Raw genomic sequence first — 17,673 nt, forward strand, 5'->3', positions numbered from 1 at the left:
ATGAATCTGACCGAACAAATCAGCGCGCACGTTGATGCCAGCGCCGAACGTATCGCACAAACACTGTGCGACCTGCTGGCGTTTCCCTCGATTGTGAAGGCCGATCCGCGTGAGGCTGGACCGGGCGAGCGTGATTGCCAACGGTATCTGCAACAACGCCTCGAAGCGCTGGGCATGACAACCGATCTTTGGGATCCCGATGGCCCGGCGCTGTACGACAAATATCAGGGTCGGCCGGGCGCAAATAAAGGCCGCACTTTTGAAGGCCGTCCTAATCTGGGCGGCACCTTAGCGGGCGCGGGCGGCGGCAAATCGCTGATGCTAACTGGCCATATTGATGTGGTGCCGCAGGGGCCGCCGGAACACTGGCACAGCGATCCGTTCGTACCAGAAATTAAAAATGCGGCGGTGTACGGCCGTGGCGCAGTCGATATGAAAGGCGGCGTCGCCTGCATGTTGATGGCGGTGGAGTTGTTGCAGGATCTCAACATTCGTCTGGCGGGCGATGTGGTGTTCACCACCGTGGTCGATGAGGAGATTGGCGGCATGGGATCGCTGGCGATGGTCGATCGCGGCTTTAAAGCTGATGCGGGCATCATGACTGAACCGACGGCCAATCGTATTTCGCCGATTTGCCACGGCATTTTGTGGGGACGGATTATTCTCGATGGCATCGGCGGGCATGCCGAACTCACGCCAAACAGTTGGGACAGCAGCGGCCCGGTGGATGCGGTCACTTTGTGTCGACAAATGCTCGATGGCCTGGATGTGCTTAATCGTCGCTGGCAAAGCCAACCGAATAAAAATCATCCGCTAATGGAGCTACCGAATCAAATCATCGTCACCCAGTTGAAAGTGGGTGAACATCCTGCGTCAATTGCCGGTCGCGCCGAGATCGTGATTGATGTGCAATATTTGCCCGCCGAAAAAGATGAGATGGGCTTGGGCGGCAACGTCAAAAAAGAGATTGAAGCGCACGTGGCGAAGGTTTGCGCGCTCGATCCCTATTTGGCGCAACATCCGGCGCGAATTGAATGGATTCTGGATGCCGATTGCGCCGAAATCGCCGCCGATCATCCCTTCGTTACCACTTTCCAGCAAGGCGTGGGTGATGCGGCGTTGAATCCGCAACTGGCGGGATTCGGTGCGCACAGCGATATTGGCTTGCCGAGTACGCTCGGCCAAACGCCAACGGTGAACTTCGGCCCCGGCGATCCGGCGATGTCGCATCAACCCAATGAACATGTGCCGATCAGCGATTTGGTGGCGTGCACCAAAGCGATTGCGTTGACGTTGGTGCGTTGGTGCGGAGTGAAATCGTAGAGTCGGCATGTTGGAACAGGTGCGCAAAAATGCGCACCCTACGGAAAAATCGTTGTAGGGTCGCCATTTATGGTGACCGCGTTGAGGCGCGCAGATATCGGCACCCGACGCGCTATTCTTCTGGCGAATTTTTTAATGTTTGTTCGAGGAAATCGGTGGTGTGATGCATCCAGCAGCGCATATCGAACAGGTCGAGCACCAAGCTAATGGAGATAAAGGCAATGCAGAGAATGAAAACGATCGCGAAATAATAAGGCAAAACTGACATCTATTCCTCCCTGGAATGTGCTCGACAGCGGAGGGCATTATTACTTAAATTTCTCTTATAGACAAATCAAGCGGCCAAACTGCGCATTTACTCTTCTTCCACCACTAAGGTGTAACCAAAGCCGCGCGTGGTCTTAATAAAGGAGCGACCAATCTTTTCACGCAGGTTATGAATATGCACTTCTAAGGTATTGGTGGCCGGTTCGGTGGACCAATTATAAATATCGTTAAACAACACTTCGCGATGCACCGGTTGCCCAGCTTTAAACATCAAGCGCGACAATATCGCATACTCTTTTGGGGTTAATTCCAGCGCTTTGCCCGCCAGGCAAATCTGCTTATTGCTGATGTTGAGTGAAAACTCACCGACATTTAACGTTTCATCACCTTCATTAAGATGGCGGCGAATCAGCGCACGAACGCGCGCTAATAACTCATCCAATGAGAAGGGCTTCAGCAAATAGTCATCAGCCCCAGCATCCAAGCCAATAATTCGGTCATTAACGCTATCGCGTGCGGTAAGAATTAATACCGGCACGCTGATTTTGTTTTGACGTAATCGCAGAAGAAAATTAATCCCATCGTCGTCAGGCAAGCCCAAATCCAGAATAATCAGGCTGTAATGCCCACTTTGCAAACTGGCTTCGGCGATGCGCACGGTGGAAACCGCGTCGCAAATATAGCCTTTTCTTTCCAGGGCAATCACTAAGCCCTGCAACAGCAATTCATCATCTTCTACGATCAGCGCTTTCATTAATGATCGCTCCGGCACGCGGTGAGAATATCATCAGCTGGCTTGTATTCATGGGTCTGAATACCGGTTAAGCCGAGCATGGTAGAGAACAAGTTATCCTGCGAGAAACCTTGCTGTGCCGCTTTCTTATCGATGCAGGATTTATCCACGCCATAGCGCTGTTGATAATCCGGCGACAACCAAATCAGCATCGGCACATGTTTCTGTTCTGATGGTGCAATGGCATACGGCATGCCGTGCAAATAAGCGCCATTTTCACCCAGTGATTCGCCATGGTCAGAGAGATAGACCAGGCTGGTGGTGAATTGGTCCTGATGCGACTTCAGCACATTGATGGCTTTATCGACAATGTAATCGATATACAAAATGGTATTGTCGTAGGTATTTACCAGTTGTTCTTGCGAGCAATCCTGAATCTGATTGGTATCACAGGTTGGCGTGAATTTCTTAAACTGCGGCGGATAACGGTTGTAATACGTTGGACCATGGCTGCCGATGGTATGCAGAACGATCACGCCGTTGCCTTTGAGATTTTTAATGTAATCCTCGATGCCGTGGAATAACACTTCGTCATAACATTCGCCATCGTGACACATATCCGGCAGGTTAAGCGCGGTCATATCCTGATGCGGCACACGATCGCAGGCACCTTTACAGCCGCCGTCGTTATCATTCCACAACACCTGCACACCCGCGCGCTGAATAATATCCAGCAGACCTTCCTGATGGCTGGCGAGTGAATCATCATAATTGCTGCGCGGCATATTCGAGAACATGCAAGGCAATGAAACCGCCGTTGCGGTACCGCACGATTGGGTATTCGGGAAATACGAGACGTCATCTTTTGCCAGCAGTGGCGTGGTTTCACGCTCATAACCATTAAGCTGGAAATTCACCGCACGCGTGGTTTCACCCACCACTAAAATGGTCAGGTTCTTCTTCGGGCCTGCCAACATTTGCGGCTTTTGCTGCGCATCCAGACCAATTTGCACCAGCGGTAAATTCGCGGTTTTGCTGTGGTTATACCAGGAAAGGGTGGCGACAATGGAATTGGATGGACTAAGCGATTTAATCAGTTCTTTTTGATTACGGAACAGCGAGGCGTAATCTTTATAAAAGAACATGGCTACCAATGAAATACACAGCACTGATAGCACGATGGACGCAATGCGCTTAGCCGCGCTTTTCCAGAAAGATGGGCCATTATTGACACGAATCCACCACGCCAATAGCGCAGCCAGCAGGCCGCTGATCACCAGCGTGACAATTAATTTCGGCGACATTAACGCCATTGATTCCGATGCCGTGGTATCCATCACATTGGTGATCATCGAACGGTCGATGACAATGCCAAAGCTCCAGATAAAGTATTGCGCCGAGGCAGAAACCAACACAAACAGCGCAATCACTAAGCGGTCGAGCCAGATAAATGAGGCAAGCGTGGTAATAATATTGATGACGCTAAATGCCACTAATGGCATGGAAAGGAACACCAAAATATTGCGCAGGTTATCCAGCGGCAAGGCGCTAATGACCTGACGATAAAATGCTATGTTGAGAAAAACCGCAATATAAACCGAAAATAGGGCAATAAAAGCCAGCCGACTTAACGTGGGTCTTTTTGACAGCGAAAACGTCATGAAAACATCCGTATGAGTGAAGATGCGAGAAAGCTTAAGAAACTAAGGTTAAGTGAACCTTAAGCACCATCACAAAATTGTCATAAATGGTTATGATATTGAAAAATATCAATATTAACCCGTAGGGTCGCCATTTATGGTGACCGTTTTCAACCTCATGCACATCCTGCAAATGAATATTTGCCCAATTTAAGGGAGCTTTAAGTTTACTTCGTCATGCTGGGTTCAATACTCAGACGGGGAATCCCAACATGACCGATCATTTAACCGACCTTAAAACCAAGGTCCCGCAAGCGACGCTGCTGTTTTGGGTGTTGAAAATGATGTCGACCACGGTGGGAGAAACCGGAGCCGACTGGATTAATTTTGGCCTGGGCTTTGGCCTGGTGCATACCTCAATCATCGCGGCGGGTTTATTCCTCATCGTGCTTATTTTCCAGCTTAAGTCACCGCGTTATATTTCCTGGCTTTACTGGATAACCGTTTTATTAGTCAGTATTACCGGTACGCTGATCACCGATTATTTAACCGACCAAATGCAAGTGCCGCTGCTCTATTCGGTAGCGATGTTTGGCTCCGCTTTAGTGATGGTTTTAATGTTCTGGCATCGCACTGAAGGAACGCTGGAATTCTCCGCAATTAATACCGTGAGCCGTGAACTCTATTATTGGCTCGCCATCATGATCACCTTCGCCTTTGGTACCGCATTGGGCGATGCCTTAGCCGAACGTTTAGGACTGGGATATTTGTCCACCTCGCTGTTGTTTGCGGTGTTAATTGCGATTAGCGCTTTCCTGTGGCGTTTACGCGTGCTCAGCGCTGTGGCGTGTTTCTGGACGGTGTATGTCTTAACCCGACCTTTAGGCGCGGCGTTGGCTGATCTGTTCTCGCAGCCGATTAAAGAGGGTGGATTGGGTTACGGCACCACGCCAGTGAATATTATTTTCCTGGTCGGCATGGTGACGTTAATCGGCGCATCCAGTTTCTACAGTCGCATTCCGCAGGAGCGCCCGTGAGAGTGCTGCTGGTTGAAGACGACCGCATGATCGGTGCCGCGGTGCATGCGGCACTGAAAGATGCCGCCTATGCAGCGGATTGGGTGCGCGACGGCGCGCAAGCATTGCTTAGCATTGAAACGCACCATTACGATCTGGTGCTGCTAGACCTGGGACTGCCGCAGCGTAATGGTTTCGAGGTGCTCAACGATCTGCGTCGTCGCGGTAATCAAGTGCCTTTACTGATCGTCACGGCGCGCGATGCGTTGGAAGATCGCTTGCAAGGGTTGGATTCCGGTGCCGATGATTACGTGCTCAAACCGTTCGAAATGAGCGAGTTACTGGCGCGCGCCAGAGCGGTGATGCGGCGCAAAGCGGGCAACGCCACGCCGCTTTTCACCAACGGTACGCTGGAACTCAATCCCACTACGCGCGAAGTGCTACACATCGAACGTCAGCAAAAACACCTGTTATCCAGCCGCGAATACGCCTTGCTGCACGCACTGATGATGCAGCCGGGGCAAATATTTTCGCGTAGCGAGCTGGAGGAAAAGATCTACGGCTGGGGCGAGGAGATCGAAAGCAACGCCGTGGAATATTTCATCCATGCGCTGCGCAAAAAACTGGGCAGTGATGCGATTAAAAATATTCGAGGCGTGGGATGGAAAGTCTCAAAAGGCGAGTGAACGAGTCGGTGCAGCTGCGCCTGTCGTTCGTGCTATGCATGGCGGTGGGCGGCATTGCGTTATTGAGCGGCGTGTTGGGTTTTCTCTCTGCCTGGGATGAAGCGCATGAGTTGCAGGATTCGTCATTGCAGCAAATTGCCAGCCTCGCCAAAGATGGCATGCTCACGCCGCGCAACGACAATTTTGTCAGCCCGCCGCTGCACGATGAAGAAGCGTCACGCGTGGTGGTGCATTTTCTGTTGCCCGCAGGCCAGGCGTTGGCAACCTCGCCAGATCACTTTGCGTTACCGGCCAACTTAGACACGGGTTTTCACACGCTAAAGATCAATCGGCACGCTTATCGGGTGTTGATTGAGGATGTGCATGATGGCATTCGCGTCGCGGTTGCGCAGCGCGCCTCGGTGCGTGAAAGCGTGGCGTTATCCTCGGCGCTGCGCACTCTGGTGCCATTCTTCATTCTGTTTCCAGTGCTGCTGTATTTGGTCGCCGATTTGGTGCGCAAGATTTTCCGTCCCATTCGCCAGTTGGCCGATGATGTGGATGCGCAAAGTGATGGCTTAAATGCGGCGATTAACAGTGAATCCTTGCCGCGCGAAATCACGCCCTTCGTCAATGCGATCAATCGTTTATTAAAGCGCTCGGCGGAATCGGTGGAATTGCAGCGGCGATTTGTGGCGGACGCCGCACACGAATTGCGCTCGCCACTGACGGCGTTGCTGCTGCAAACCGCTCGCTTAGAGGCCGGTGATTTGCCGCCAGCCAGCCGCAACAGCCTCGGCGTATTGCGTGAAGGAATGAAACGCATGGCGGCGCTGGTCGAGCAATTATTAAGCCTTAGCCGGGCGCAAAGTGGCGAAAATATCAAATTGCCACCGCCGGAGAATATTGCGGTATTTACGGTGATCAAACAGGTGATTTCAGATTTACATCCTTTAGCGGAAGAGAAATCGCAGGATATCGGCGTAGTCGGCGAAAGCAACACGTTAGTTTCTGTTCGTCCTTCTGAGCTGTATACGGTATTGCGCAATATCATCCACAACGCAATTCAATATACGCCAGCACACGGAAAAATAGATATTTCGCTGCATGACCAGCAAGGCTGGGTCTCGATTGAAGTTGAAGACTCTGGCCCCGGTATTCCACCTGATAAAAGAGAGCGGGTATTTGATGCCTTTTATCGTATTGAGGGCAGCGATGTTATTGGTTCTGGCCTGGGATTATCCATTGTCGGCGCCATGATGGCGCGCATGAAAGGGCAGGTGAAACTCAGTTCAGCCAAACAAACGTCATCAGGTTTGAACGTGCAACTTTCACTGCCACATATTTAAGTTTACAAGGAGAGGAATATGTTTTTAACGTCTGAAACTGCGGAAAATATTAACGATACATTATTTTTGTGGATCAATGCCCCGGCACACGCATCACAGCTATTATTGGGCTTCGGCAATCTGTGTGCTTCCGGTTTAATTTTCCTCTATCCGTTGATGCTGCTGATTTATTGGTTTAGCTTCAATAACACCAAGCAGAAAATCGCGCTTCAGGCGTTACTGGCATCGCTGTTGGCGTTAAGCGCGAACATGGTGATTGCCCATTTCTTCCCGCATCCGCGGCCCTTTATGGTGCCAATCGGCCATACCTTTATTAGCCATGTTGCCGACTCCTCGTTCCCCAGCGACCACATGACGCTGGCCTGTGCCATTGCCATTAGTTTTATCTTCAGCAAAAGAAACGTTGCGGGTATGAGTTTGTTATTGCTGGCGCTGTTTATTGGTTGGGGACGTGTCTATTTAGGCGTGCATTTCCCAGGCGATATTTTAGGTTCACTTTTAGTGGCAACCTTCTGTGGCTGGATAGTGAAAAAGTCAGAACATATGTTCGATCCGCTGTTTGGCAAACTGTATCGTTTGAATGATTGGCTATTTGGTTCATTGAAACGTTCGAATGTTAAAAGCTGATGCGGGTTATATGCATGCAACTGTTGCGCAAACCGCTATTTTTACTTTTACTCATCAGTGGGATGTTATTTTGCATCCCGTTGCTGGCGTGGGTATTACATTGGCAATGGCATGCCAATGCACAATCGTCATTGTTGTGGGGCTTTTATTTATTGACGCAAACAGTCAGCCGACCTTTTGGTTATATAACGTCATTGGTGCTGCTGATAATGATGTTTTATTCGCTCGGCATCCCGCGTATTCAATGGGGGAAATTTGCCTTGGCGTTGCTGTTACCGGTGATTATCGGTCAGTTGGCGATCAATGTGATCAAGCAACACAACCAAGAACCGCGTCCTTATGTAGTGTGGCTGAGCCAAACTGATCGCCAAGCCGATCAGCACTTCTATCAGCTTGATGCCGCGCAGCGGCAACAGCTGATCAAACGGGATTTAGCCAGCAACAGCACGATTCCCGTCTGGCAGCAGCAACATTGGCTGGCGCAAACCGATCCTGCGTTCCCATCAGGACATACCATTTTCGCCGCAACCTGGGCGCTCATGGCGGTGAGTTTGTTGCTATCGCGCGGTAAATGGCTGCTTTCCGTGGTAATTGTGCTGTGGGCCGCGGGCGTAATTATCAGCCGCCTGGCATTGGGCATGCACTGGCCGGGTGATGTGTTTGTCTCGATTATGCTGGCGCTGTATCTCAGTATGCCGTCGGTGTATTGGCTGCGCGGAGGTTTTACCGGCGATTGACGAATTTATGTCGTCAAAGATGCGCGTAGAGTGATATTTCCGAGTTGAGCTAACTCCTTAAGAATAGCGCTATCCAAAACAGGCTTATTCTTATAGGTAGTACGATGCAAAACAAAGGTTCACTGCTGTTATTGACGCTTTCTGTCGCCGTTTTTGGCGTCATCACCACGGAAATTGGCATTATTGGCTTGCTGCCAAAACTGGTTTCACAACTGCATGTTACCGCCACGCAGGTCGGATTTTTGGTCAGCATCTACGCGCTGATTGTGGCGGTAACCGGCCCGTTTATTACGCTGCTGTTGTCTGGCGTCAACAAAAAAACCGTGTTGCTGGCGATCCTGTTGGTGTTTGTGGTTTCAAACCTGATTTACGCCACCACCGATGTGTTTAACATGATGTTGGCATTCCGAATCTTGCCAGCGTTGATGCATGCGGTGTTCTTTTCCGTTGCGTTAGTGGTCGCCAGCAACTCGGTGCCGAAAGAAAAATCTGCCGGTGCCGCGGCCAAAATCTTTGCCGGCGTCGCCGTCGGTTTGGTGTTGGGCGTGCCGCTGAATACCTTACTGGCCGAACATTTCTCATTGGCGGTGGCGTTCTGGTTTGCGGCAGCGGCTTGTCTGGTCGCCTTTATCGGCATCCTGCTGTTTGTGCCGTCGATGCCCGCCACGCAGAAGGTCTCTTACGCCAGCCAGCTACGCGTGTTACGTAACGGCAAACTGTGGTTAACCATCGTCACGGTCACGATGATTTTTGCTGCGATGTTTTCCAGCTTTAGTTACGTCGCAGACTATCTCGCGCGTATTACTCAGATGGATAACAACGACATCAGTGCCATGCTGCTGCTGTTTGGTATTTGTGGTTTCATCGGCAATTTTGTCTTCAGTAGCTTCCTGCAAAAGAGTGTGGTGAAAACCACGTATCTCTATCCACTGCTGTTCGCGTTTGTCTTGCTGCTGATTTGGCTGGTGGGAAGTTCAGTGTTAGCGATGTGCCTGTTAACGGTTTTTTGGGGCGCGTTCCACTCTTCAGGACTGGTGATCAGCCAAACCTGGTTGATGCGTGAAGCCAGCCAGGCACCGGAATTTGCCAACAGCTTATATATGTCGTTTTCCAACCTCGGCATCACCGTGGGTTCGCTGGTCGGCGGCTGGTTTATCGCCCAGTTTGGCACCCATTCGGTGGTGTTCAGCAGCATCATCTTTGCGCTGCTGGCCTTTATTAGCATCGTGATTAAGCAGCGCGCCGACAATCCCGCTAGTGTTGCCTGTAACCCGCTCAAGCAAAACTAACTGTTAATCTAATAAACCGTCTTCAGCTGCCTTCACCAATATATCGACGATATAGCGGATTTTAGGCAGCAACTGGCGACTTTTCGGCCACAAAGCGCTGACGGGCATTTCGGCTCCGGCATGTTCGTTCAGCACTTCTTGCAGTTTCCCACTCGCCAAATCCTCCCCCACTAACCAGCGCGGCAATTGCGAAAGCCCACAACCGGCGCGCACCGCCGCGAGCATGGCATCACCATCGGCAAATTCATGGGTTGCAGGGGGAATCAAGCGGGTAATCTCACCCTCTGGATTTTTCAACAGCCAGTTTTTCGGCTGATTGCGGCGCAGTCCGACAATGCAGTGATGTTGGCTGATATCGGCGGGTTGTTGCGGTACGCCATGTTGCTGGAGATAGCCGGGCGAAGCACAGATCACCAACTTTTGCGTGGTCAAGCGACGCGCCACTAAGCCGCTGCTGTCCGCCAGTTCACCAATGCGCACCACCAAATCGATGCCTTCCTCAATCGGATCGACAAAGCGTTCACTGAAGGTCACGGTGATGGCGAGATTAGGGTGATGACGCAGAACGTTTAGCAAATGGGGAAGGATGCGTTGCCGGCCAAATGCCGCCGGCAGATCGATTCGCAATCTGCCTGCAGGCTCAACGATATGTGAGGTGAGTTCGGCTTCGGCTTGCTCCAGAATTTCAATCGCGTTTTGGCTGCTTTCCAGAAACCGCTCGCCGTCGGGCGTTAGACTCAGGCGGCGGGTTGAGCGCTGAAACAGTTGCAGCCCTAATCGTGCTTCGAGTCGCGCCACGCTTTTCGCCACTGCCGATTTGGTCAAACCTAAACGTTCCGCCGCCGCCGTGAAGCTGCCGTGCTGAGCGGTAGTGACAAAAGCGGTAATGCCGCCAAGGTGATCGGTTTTGCGCATGTGCTGAATACTCGAACGAATTAAGACAGTGCATATTGTAGCGGTTGGCGAGAGATTGGGGAATTTATGGATACAACGTAGGAAAGTAAGGTCGCCATTTATGGCGACCGATTTAACATTATTGCTTCTGCTGATATACCGGCGATGAAACTGATTGATCGCTTAACGGATGCTGATCGCTGCCATTATTGTAATGACGCGCCTGATCGCCATCGCCGTTATTAATCTTGCTCTCATGCAGGTCGAATGGATAATTCTCTTCGATTTGATTGCGGTTGTGTGTCCAACTCGCTGGCGTCAGCAGCCAGGTATTTGCGGTACGCTCGACGCCACTATTTGCCTCAACCTGCGTCATGGCCAGTAATGATAAAGCGGCTAAGACAATTACCATCAGTTTATGTTTCATAGGTCACCTCGGGGTTAAAACAACACCGTTTGTGTTGATGGCGTTATTATCTCTCACCCGCAGTGACCCGCTTTAAACATGCAGATTACAATTTTGACAGACTCAAGGTGTCCGGCAATGAAAGGGTGAAAGTGCTGCCTTTGCCCGGCGTGCTTTTTACACTGACTTTTCCACCGTGCAGTTCAGCAATAGTTTTGACGATGGCCAATCCCAAACCGGTATTTTCGTTGCTGCTGCGTGATTCGTCTGCGCGGTAAAAACGCTCGAACAGATGCGGAAGATGTTCCGGCGCGATGCCTTCGCCATCATCAATCACGCTAAAATGCAGCCCATGATTATCGCGCTGCGCCTGCAATGAAATATGCCCGCCCGCTGGCGTGTAATGCAGCGCATTGGCTAATAAATTGGCTAGGGCGCGTTGGAAATGCAGCGGATCGGCGGAAAAAGTCAGCGTGCCGCGTTGGGTCAAAGTGATATTTTTCTCTTCCGCCAGAATGCCGTAGAAGCTAATTAAACGGCGGAATTCAACTTCGCTATTTAACGTCTCTTTCTTCAACGGCTCACGACTATTATCCGCACGCGCCAGGAACAGCATTGAAGAGATGGTGCGGGAAAGACGTTCGCCTTCCTCGACAATCGCTTCCAGCGTTTCCTGATATTCTGCGTTGGCGCGCTGCTGATTTAACGTCACGCTGGCTGCAGAAATTAAATTATTAATCGGCCCGCGCAGTTCATGGGCTAAATCGGATGAGAAACGCGTCAGTTGATCAAATGAGGCTTCGAGACGCGTCAGCATATTGTCAAAAGATCGCGCCAGGATAATGAGTTCTGACGGCCAACGTTCGGAGGCCAAACGCGTGTGCAGCTCCTCAACATTAATTTGCTCTATTTGCTGGCTCATCACCCGCAATGGACGCAAACCGCGCCGCGCCAGCCAATAACCGCCCGCTGCAAATACCAGAATTGCCAACGCCGCCGCGATTTGCATGCGCGCCCAATAATTTTCGATGATTTCATTATTGCGTGACACATTCAGCGCGGCCTGCACCGACCACTGTTCATGTCCTTTCAACGTAAAGGTGGTGGCAGTGATCAGGTATTTTTCATGCAGTTCGCCGTCACGATGCTTCCAGCTGGAATAGTTAAAATTGGCGGTGGGCGCCGGATAATCGGCCACCGGCACGCGCATGTTTTTTGATTGCGACCAGATTTTGCCATCCGGGCTAATAATGCGCAGCGACAGGCGATCCTGCTCGGCAATAAATTCAAACAGCTCCTTTTGCCACTGCTCTTGCGGCCCCTGACGTTCGCTGATGGTGGTGGCAATCTCTTGCTGAAATTGCAGCGTACTGCGCAACTCATTGACATCTTTGGTGTTCAGTTGATCGCGTAAGGTCTGATACAACAAGCCGGACACGCTATACAGCACCACTGCCATCGCTACCGAAAAGAACAAGGTTAAACGTAGGGTGATCGGGACGTTACGGGGTATCAACATGCTCTTTTTCTTCCAGTACATAACCGGCACCGCGAATGGTGTGCAGCAGCTTTGTGGCGTAGTTATCATCAATTTTGCCGCGTAAGCGACGGATGGCGACATCAATCACGTTGGTTTCCGGATCGAAATTCATATCCCATACTTGCTCGGCAATCACCGTGCGTGACAGCACTTCGCCGCTGCGGCGCATCAACAAGCTCAGCAGCAGGAACTCTTTTTGCGTCAGCTCGATACGTGTACCATCACGCGTGACTTTATGCTTCACCACATCCAGCACCAGTCCGCCGATTTGCAGCTGAGATTCGTCACTCACCGCCTGCACATTGCTGGTTTGGCGGCGCAGGATCACCCGCGCGCGTGCCAGTAATTCACTGAACGAAAACGGTTTGATCAGATAATCTTCTGCACCCAACTCCAGCCCTTTGACGCGATCGTCCACGTCATCGCGCGCGGTCAAAAACATCACCGGCGTTGATCTGCCAGCCTGACGCGCCAGTTCCAGCAGTTTCCAGCCGTTCATGCCGGGCAGCATCACATCGAGAATCGCCAGGTCGTAATCGTGCGTTAGGAGTAAATGCAGGCCATCAATGCCGTTGGCGGCAACGTCCACCACAAAATCATTTTCGCGCAAGCCTTTAGCGATGTAATCCGCCGCCATATTTTGGTCTTCAACTAATAGCAATCTCATGATTCTTCCACCGCGTGGATCAGTGCGTCTAAACGCGAGCCTGTGCGCTCAAACAGTAAATAGAGCACAGGGGTAATAAAGAGCGTAATGAACTGCGAGAAAATCAGGCCGCCAACCACCGCCACGCCCATCGGCTGACGCAGTTCTGCGCCCGCGCCCCAGCCGCAGGCAATCGGTAATGCGCCCATAATGGCGCACAAGGTGGTCATCATGATCGGACGGAAACGCTGCAAACAGGCCTGAATAATCGCGTCGTGTGCGCTGAGTCCTTGCTCGCGCTGCGCCGACAGGGCGAAATCAATCATCATGATGGCGTTCTTTTTCACGATACCGATCAGCAGCAAAATACCAATCATCGCAATAAAAGTGAGATCCAACTGCATGATGCGCAGCGAGAGCAGCGCGCCGACCGCCGCCGAAGGCAAGCCGAGCAAAATAGTGATCGGGTGAATCCAGCTTTCATACAACATGCCCAGAATCACGTAGATCACCGCCAATGCCAGCACAATCAGCCAGATTTGGCTGCTTTGCGACTGCTGGAACAGCGCCGCTTGCCCGGCGTAGGTGCCAAACACGGTCGATGGCAAGTTGATGTTGTTTTCAGCCTGCGTGATCGCCTGCGTGGCATCGGACAACGATTTACCCGGCGCTAAATCAAACGACAAAGTAATCGCTGGGAGTTGTCCCTGATGGTTGACGGCGGTGACGCCTTGCACGCGGCTAATGTGCGTGAAGGTAGAGAGCGGCAGCAGGGCATTGGTCGAGGATCGCACATAGATTTGCGACAGATCGCTTTCGTTCTGGCGGAATGGCTGCTTCACTTCCATGATCACCTCGTAGCTGTCCTCCGGCGCGTAAATGGTGGACGCCTGCAACGTACCGAAAGCCGCGTAAAGATTGCTTCTGATTTGATCGACATCGACACCCAGCAACGAGGCTTTATTGCGATCGATCGTCAGCTGCGCTTGCAAGCCGTTCAGCTGTGCATCGCTATTAACCCCCACGAACACGCCGCTTTTGTTCATTTCTGCCATCAATTGATTAGCATAGTCATTCAGGCTAAGACCTGCGCTACTGCTGACGGATTGCAGCGTGTATTGATAGGTGCTTTTCGCCGAACGGCCACCAACTTTAAAGTTCTGCACTGGGCTGTAATAGACCTTGATACCTGGCAAATAGCCGGTTTCGGCACGCATTTTCTGTAGAACCTGCGCCATCGCTGGACGTTGGGTTTGATCTTTCAGCGTGATATTCAACTGCGTGGTGTCGTGATCCACTTTGGTTACCAGCGTTTGCACCGCCGGATCGCTAAGTAGCGTGTTGCCCAGCCTGAACGCCACATCTTTACGCGCGTCATACGACATATCCTGCGGCGTATCGATATTGGCGGTGACCTGGCCGATATCCTCCTGAGGGAAGAAGCCTTTCGGTGCGCTGACGTACAGCCAGGCAGTCAACGCCACGGTTAATGCCGCCACGGAAAGCGTCAGGGTGCGGTGATCGACCGCCCAATTTAAACCGTGCGCATAGCGCTGACGCAGGCTTTCGAACATCCGTTCAAACAGCTGGCTCCACGCCGGTTCTGGCTTGTTGTGTTCAGCGTGATGACGGAACAGCATCGGCACTAACAGCGGAATGATGGTCAACGACGCGGCAGCAGAGACCAGAATCGCCAGCGAAACGACCCAGGCAAATTCGTGGAACAGTAAGCCCATGGTGCCGGGCATAAAGAAGATCGGGATAAACACCGCGACCAGCGACAGGGAAATCGAAATCACCGTAAAGCCGACCTCTTTTACCCCTTTCAGCGCGGCTTTTTTCGGTTCTTCGCCCTGTTCGATGTAGCGCATGATGTTTTCCAACACCACGATGGCATCATCCACGACCAGGCCGACGGCGATGGTTAGCCCCATCAACGAAATGTTATCGAGGCTCAAGCCAAAAGCGTACATCAGGCCAAATGCACCCAGCAGCGAGATTGGCACGCTGAGCGCAGGGATCGCGGTGGCACGCACGTGACGCAGGAACAGCAAAATCACCATGATCACCAAGGCGATAGTCAGCAATAGGGTGAGGTTGACGTCATGAATCGCGTTGCGCACCGAAATAGAACGGTCGTTGAGCAACTGCATGTGCACCGAAGAAGGCATTTGCTGCTGCAACTTTGGCATCAGCTGTTTGATGGTGTCGAGCGTAGCGACCAAATTGGCACCGGGCTGGCGTGTGATGCTCAGCACGATCGCGGTGTGATTGTTCACCGCGCTGTGGCTCAAGGTGTTTTCGATGCTGTCTTGCACGTCAGCCACATCGGTTAAACGCACCGGCTGCCCGTTGCGCGTGGCAATCACCACGTTTTTAAAATCATCGGCATTGCGCAGATCGCCGCTGGTTTGCAGCATCATCATCTGCCGCTTGCCATCCAATTCACCGACTGGCGAGTTGTCGTTGGCGGCTTTCAACGCGGTGTGCAGTTCTTCCAGCGTCATGTCGGTGGCGGCGAGTTTGGCGGGATCGACTTCAACCCGCACCGCATAACGTTTTTGACCAATCACCGTGACTTCCGCCACGCCTTTGACCATCGATAACGCCGGCGAAATCAGATCATCCGAAAAGCGGTTGAGATCGGACAAGGTCATCGACGGCGAATCAAGGCTGATTTGCGCAATGGGCGCATCGGCAGGATTGACCTTTTTGAACGTCGGCGGGGTGGTCATCTGCGACGGCAATTTCTTCAGCGACTGATACAGCGCTGCCTGCACATCGACTGAAGCCGAATCGATGTTCACCGACGGATCAAACTCCAGCACGATGGTGGTTGCGCCTTCGAGGTTGGTCGAGGTCATCATGTTGACGCCAGCAATCGTCGCCAGATTCTTCTCCAGCGGCGTAGCAACCGATGACGCCATGGTTTCTGGACTGGCACCGGAAAGCGAGGCATTCACTTTAATGGTTGGCGTATCAAACGTGGGCAGCGCAGCAACCGGCAGATTACGCCAGCAGACAAAACCCGCCACCATGATGGCAATCCACAACAACAGCACGGCAATCGGGCGTTGCAAACAGAGTTCTGAAAGTTTCATGGTTGCGCCACCGCCTGATGTTGATTGCTGGCGATTTGCACCGTCATACCCGGACGCAAATTGTTCGCACCTTCATTCACCACCTGCGTTCCTTCCGTAATGCCGGTGATCACCGCTAATTGCTGTTGCACGCGCAGCAGCGTAATCGGTTTGACCGTGGCCTGATTATGCTGGTCGATGACATAAACAAAATGCCCATCCGGACCGTTCTGTACCGCTTGTGGTGGCAGTACCACCGCATCCGGCGTGACGCCAGCATCTACTTTCACGTTCTGGAAAAGACCCGGCCACAGCAAACTCTGTTTGTTGCTGAAATGGGCTTTAAGGCTGATGGTGCCGCTGGCGGTACTGACGCTGTTATCGATAAAGTCCAGCTTGCCGGCTGTCGGCGTACCGCTAGCATTTTCCACCCAAACGGTAACCGAGCCTTTCGACTGCGCCGCCAGTACCGGTTTGAGATCTTGCTCAGGCAGCGTAAAAGAGACGCCAATCGGATCAAACTGCATCACCGAAACCAGCGGCAAGGTGCTGCCTGGTTGCACCAGACTGCCCGGATGGACGTTGAGTGCACCGGTTTTGCCGCTGACCGGCGCGACAATGTGCGTGTAGCCGAGATTAACGCGGGCAGTCGCCACATCTTGCTGGGCGGCTTGAAATTGCGCCTGATATTGCTGCACGTTGCTTAGCAAGGTGTCCCAATCAGACATTGAAATGTAGTTTTTCGCTTTGAGCGCGCGACCGCGTTGCAGATCGCTTTGCGCCTTAACCAGCATGGCTTTGGATTCACCGACGGTGGCGACCGCGTGATCGTAAGCAGCTTGCTGGCTGGCGCTATCTAGCGTGAACAGCGGCTGCCCGGCTTTGACAAAATCACCTTCGTGAAAATCCACGCTTTTCACTGTGCCGGTGATTTGTGCCTGGATATCCACCTGGTTCAGCGCCACCACGTGGCCTTGGGTGGTTAAGGTGATCGGCAGCGGTTTAACGCTAGCGCTGATCATACTCACCAGCGCAGGCGCATTGGCGGGTTTCACCGCGGCATCGGCCTGTTGGCGCGGCCAAAAGTACCAGCTTGCGCTGCCGAGTAATAAGCCAGTGATGAGCAACAGCGTGCCCTTGTGTTTCAGTGCCATGATGCCTCAGAGCGATAATCTTATTTGCGCCAGTTTATCGAAGCTCACCGAACAGAAAGGAAAGGGGAAGATGACAAATTTGTCATCTGACGATGCGTGGATGTCATCTTTTTGCGGAATGGCGTGCGGCCCGCCAAGCAATTGATCAACAACAGGAATAAAAAAACGCCACAGCGTGGCGTTTTAGGCGGCGAACCAGATGGCAAGAAAACTCACCACGGCGAATGTGCTAACCGCAAGGGCGGCATATTCGCTAAAAGGGCGGGACAACATCGATTTCATGGAAAAATTCCTCTTAGGTTGAGGG

Annotated in this window: 16 protein-coding genes; 7 read left to right on the forward strand and 9 right to left on the reverse strand. The window is 52.1% G+C overall.

The annotated features are described in order from the left end of the window. Positions 1-1,323, forward strand: a complete 1,323-nt coding sequence (locus ACPUC7_RS22070; protein ID WP_494924551.1) for a M20 family metallopeptidase — start codon at positions 1-3, stop codon at positions 1,321-1,323. Between the two features lie 112 nt (positions 1,324-1,435). Here the strand turns inward: ACPUC7_RS22070 and ACPUC7_RS22075 are convergent, their stop codons facing one another. The 3 genes from ACPUC7_RS22075 to eptA form a co-directional block, all read right to left on the reverse strand. Then, positions 1,436-1,591, reverse strand: a complete 156-nt coding sequence (locus ACPUC7_RS22075) for a hypothetical protein (protein WP_494924552.1) — start codon at positions 1,589-1,591, stop codon at positions 1,436-1,438. 87 nt (positions 1,592-1,678) lie between these two features. Continuing rightward, on the reverse strand, positions 1,679-2,344 hold the full coding sequence (gene pmrA / locus ACPUC7_RS22080) for a two-component system response regulator PmrA (RefSeq protein ID WP_494924553.1): 666 nt from the start codon (positions 2,342-2,344) through the stop codon (positions 1,679-1,681). Then, a complete protein-coding gene (gene eptA / locus ACPUC7_RS22085) occupies positions 2,344-3,984 on the reverse strand; it encodes a phosphoethanolamine transferase EptA (RefSeq protein ID WP_494924554.1) in 1,641 nt (546 codons plus the stop codon). The genes pmrA and eptA overlap by 1 nt, the downstream gene beginning before the upstream one ends. 251 nt (positions 3,985-4,235) lie before the next feature. Here eptA and ACPUC7_RS22090 point away from each other — a divergent pair, with 251 nt between their 5' ends. From ACPUC7_RS22090 to ACPUC7_RS22115, 6 genes are all read left to right on the forward strand, one after another. Continuing rightward, positions 4,236-5,000 (forward strand): COG4705 family protein, encoded by a 765-nt coding sequence (locus ACPUC7_RS22090; protein ID WP_343550450.1) that lies wholly within the window; start codon positions 4,236-4,238, stop codon positions 4,998-5,000. Continuing rightward, positions 4,997-5,665: a response regulator gene (locus ACPUC7_RS22095; protein WP_494924555.1), complete on the forward strand. Its 669-nt coding sequence runs from the start codon at positions 4,997-4,999 to the stop codon at positions 5,663-5,665. The genes ACPUC7_RS22090 and ACPUC7_RS22095 overlap by 4 nt, the downstream gene beginning before the upstream one ends. Further along, complete coding sequence (locus tag ACPUC7_RS22100) at positions 5,641-6,993, forward strand: sensor histidine kinase (RefSeq protein ID WP_494924556.1); 1,353 nt, start codon at positions 5,641-5,643, stop codon at positions 6,991-6,993. Before ACPUC7_RS22095 ends, ACPUC7_RS22100 begins: the two co-directional genes overlap by 25 nt. A gap of 18 nt (positions 6,994-7,011) precedes the next feature. Beyond that, positions 7,012-7,620, forward strand: a complete 609-nt coding sequence (locus ACPUC7_RS22105; RefSeq protein WP_494924557.1) for an undecaprenyl-diphosphatase — start codon at positions 7,012-7,014, stop codon at positions 7,618-7,620. A 14-nt stretch (positions 7,621-7,634) separates the two neighbouring features. Further along, positions 7,635-8,357 (forward strand): phosphatase PAP2 family protein, encoded by a 723-nt coding sequence (locus tag ACPUC7_RS22110; protein WP_494924558.1) that lies wholly within the window; start codon positions 7,635-7,637, stop codon positions 8,355-8,357. A gap of 104 nt (positions 8,358-8,461) precedes the next feature. After that, positions 8,462-9,646: an MFS transporter gene (locus ACPUC7_RS22115; RefSeq protein ID WP_494924559.1), complete on the forward strand. Its 1,185-nt coding sequence runs from the start codon at positions 8,462-8,464 to the stop codon at positions 9,644-9,646. A gap of 3 nt (positions 9,647-9,649) precedes the next feature. Here the strand turns inward: ACPUC7_RS22115 and ACPUC7_RS22120 are convergent, their stop codons facing one another. The 6 genes from ACPUC7_RS22120 to ACPUC7_RS22145 all read right to left on the reverse strand — a co-directional run bounded on the left by ACPUC7_RS22120 (position 9,650) and on the right by ACPUC7_RS22145 (position 17,366). Continuing rightward, positions 9,650-10,561 carry a LysR family transcriptional regulator gene (locus ACPUC7_RS22120; RefSeq protein ID WP_494924560.1) on the reverse strand — a complete coding sequence of 304 codons (912 nt, stop codon included), beginning with the start codon at positions 10,559-10,561 and terminating at the stop codon, positions 9,650-9,652. Positions 10,562-10,679: 118 nt separating this feature from the next. Beyond that, complete coding sequence (locus tag ACPUC7_RS22125) at positions 10,680-10,967, reverse strand: hypothetical protein (protein ID WP_494924561.1); 288 nt, start codon at positions 10,965-10,967, stop codon at positions 10,680-10,682. An 85-nt stretch (positions 10,968-11,052) separates the two neighbouring features. Further along, on the reverse strand, positions 11,053-12,465 hold the full coding sequence (locus tag ACPUC7_RS22130) for a heavy metal sensor histidine kinase (protein WP_494924562.1): 1,413 nt from the start codon (positions 12,463-12,465) through the stop codon (positions 11,053-11,055). Further along, the gene (locus ACPUC7_RS22135) at positions 12,449-13,153 is read right to left on the reverse strand and encodes a heavy metal response regulator transcription factor (RefSeq protein WP_343550440.1); all 705 of its coding nucleotides are present in this window, start codon (positions 13,151-13,153) and stop codon (positions 12,449-12,451) included. Before ACPUC7_RS22135 ends, ACPUC7_RS22130 begins: the two co-directional genes overlap by 17 nt. Continuing rightward, on the reverse strand, positions 13,150-16,233 hold the full coding sequence (locus ACPUC7_RS22140; protein WP_494924563.1) for an efflux RND transporter permease subunit: 3,084 nt from the start codon (positions 16,231-16,233) through the stop codon (positions 13,150-13,152). The genes ACPUC7_RS22135 and ACPUC7_RS22140 overlap by 4 nt, the downstream gene beginning before the upstream one ends. Further along, positions 16,230-17,366: an efflux RND transporter periplasmic adaptor subunit gene (locus ACPUC7_RS22145; protein ID WP_494924564.1), complete on the reverse strand. Its 1,137-nt coding sequence runs from the start codon at positions 17,364-17,366 to the stop codon at positions 16,230-16,232. The genes ACPUC7_RS22140 and ACPUC7_RS22145 overlap by 4 nt, the downstream gene beginning before the upstream one ends. Positions 17,367-17,673: the final 307 nt, after the last annotated feature.

It is taken from the genome of Pantoea sp. CFCC18179 (genome assembly GCF_059412405.1).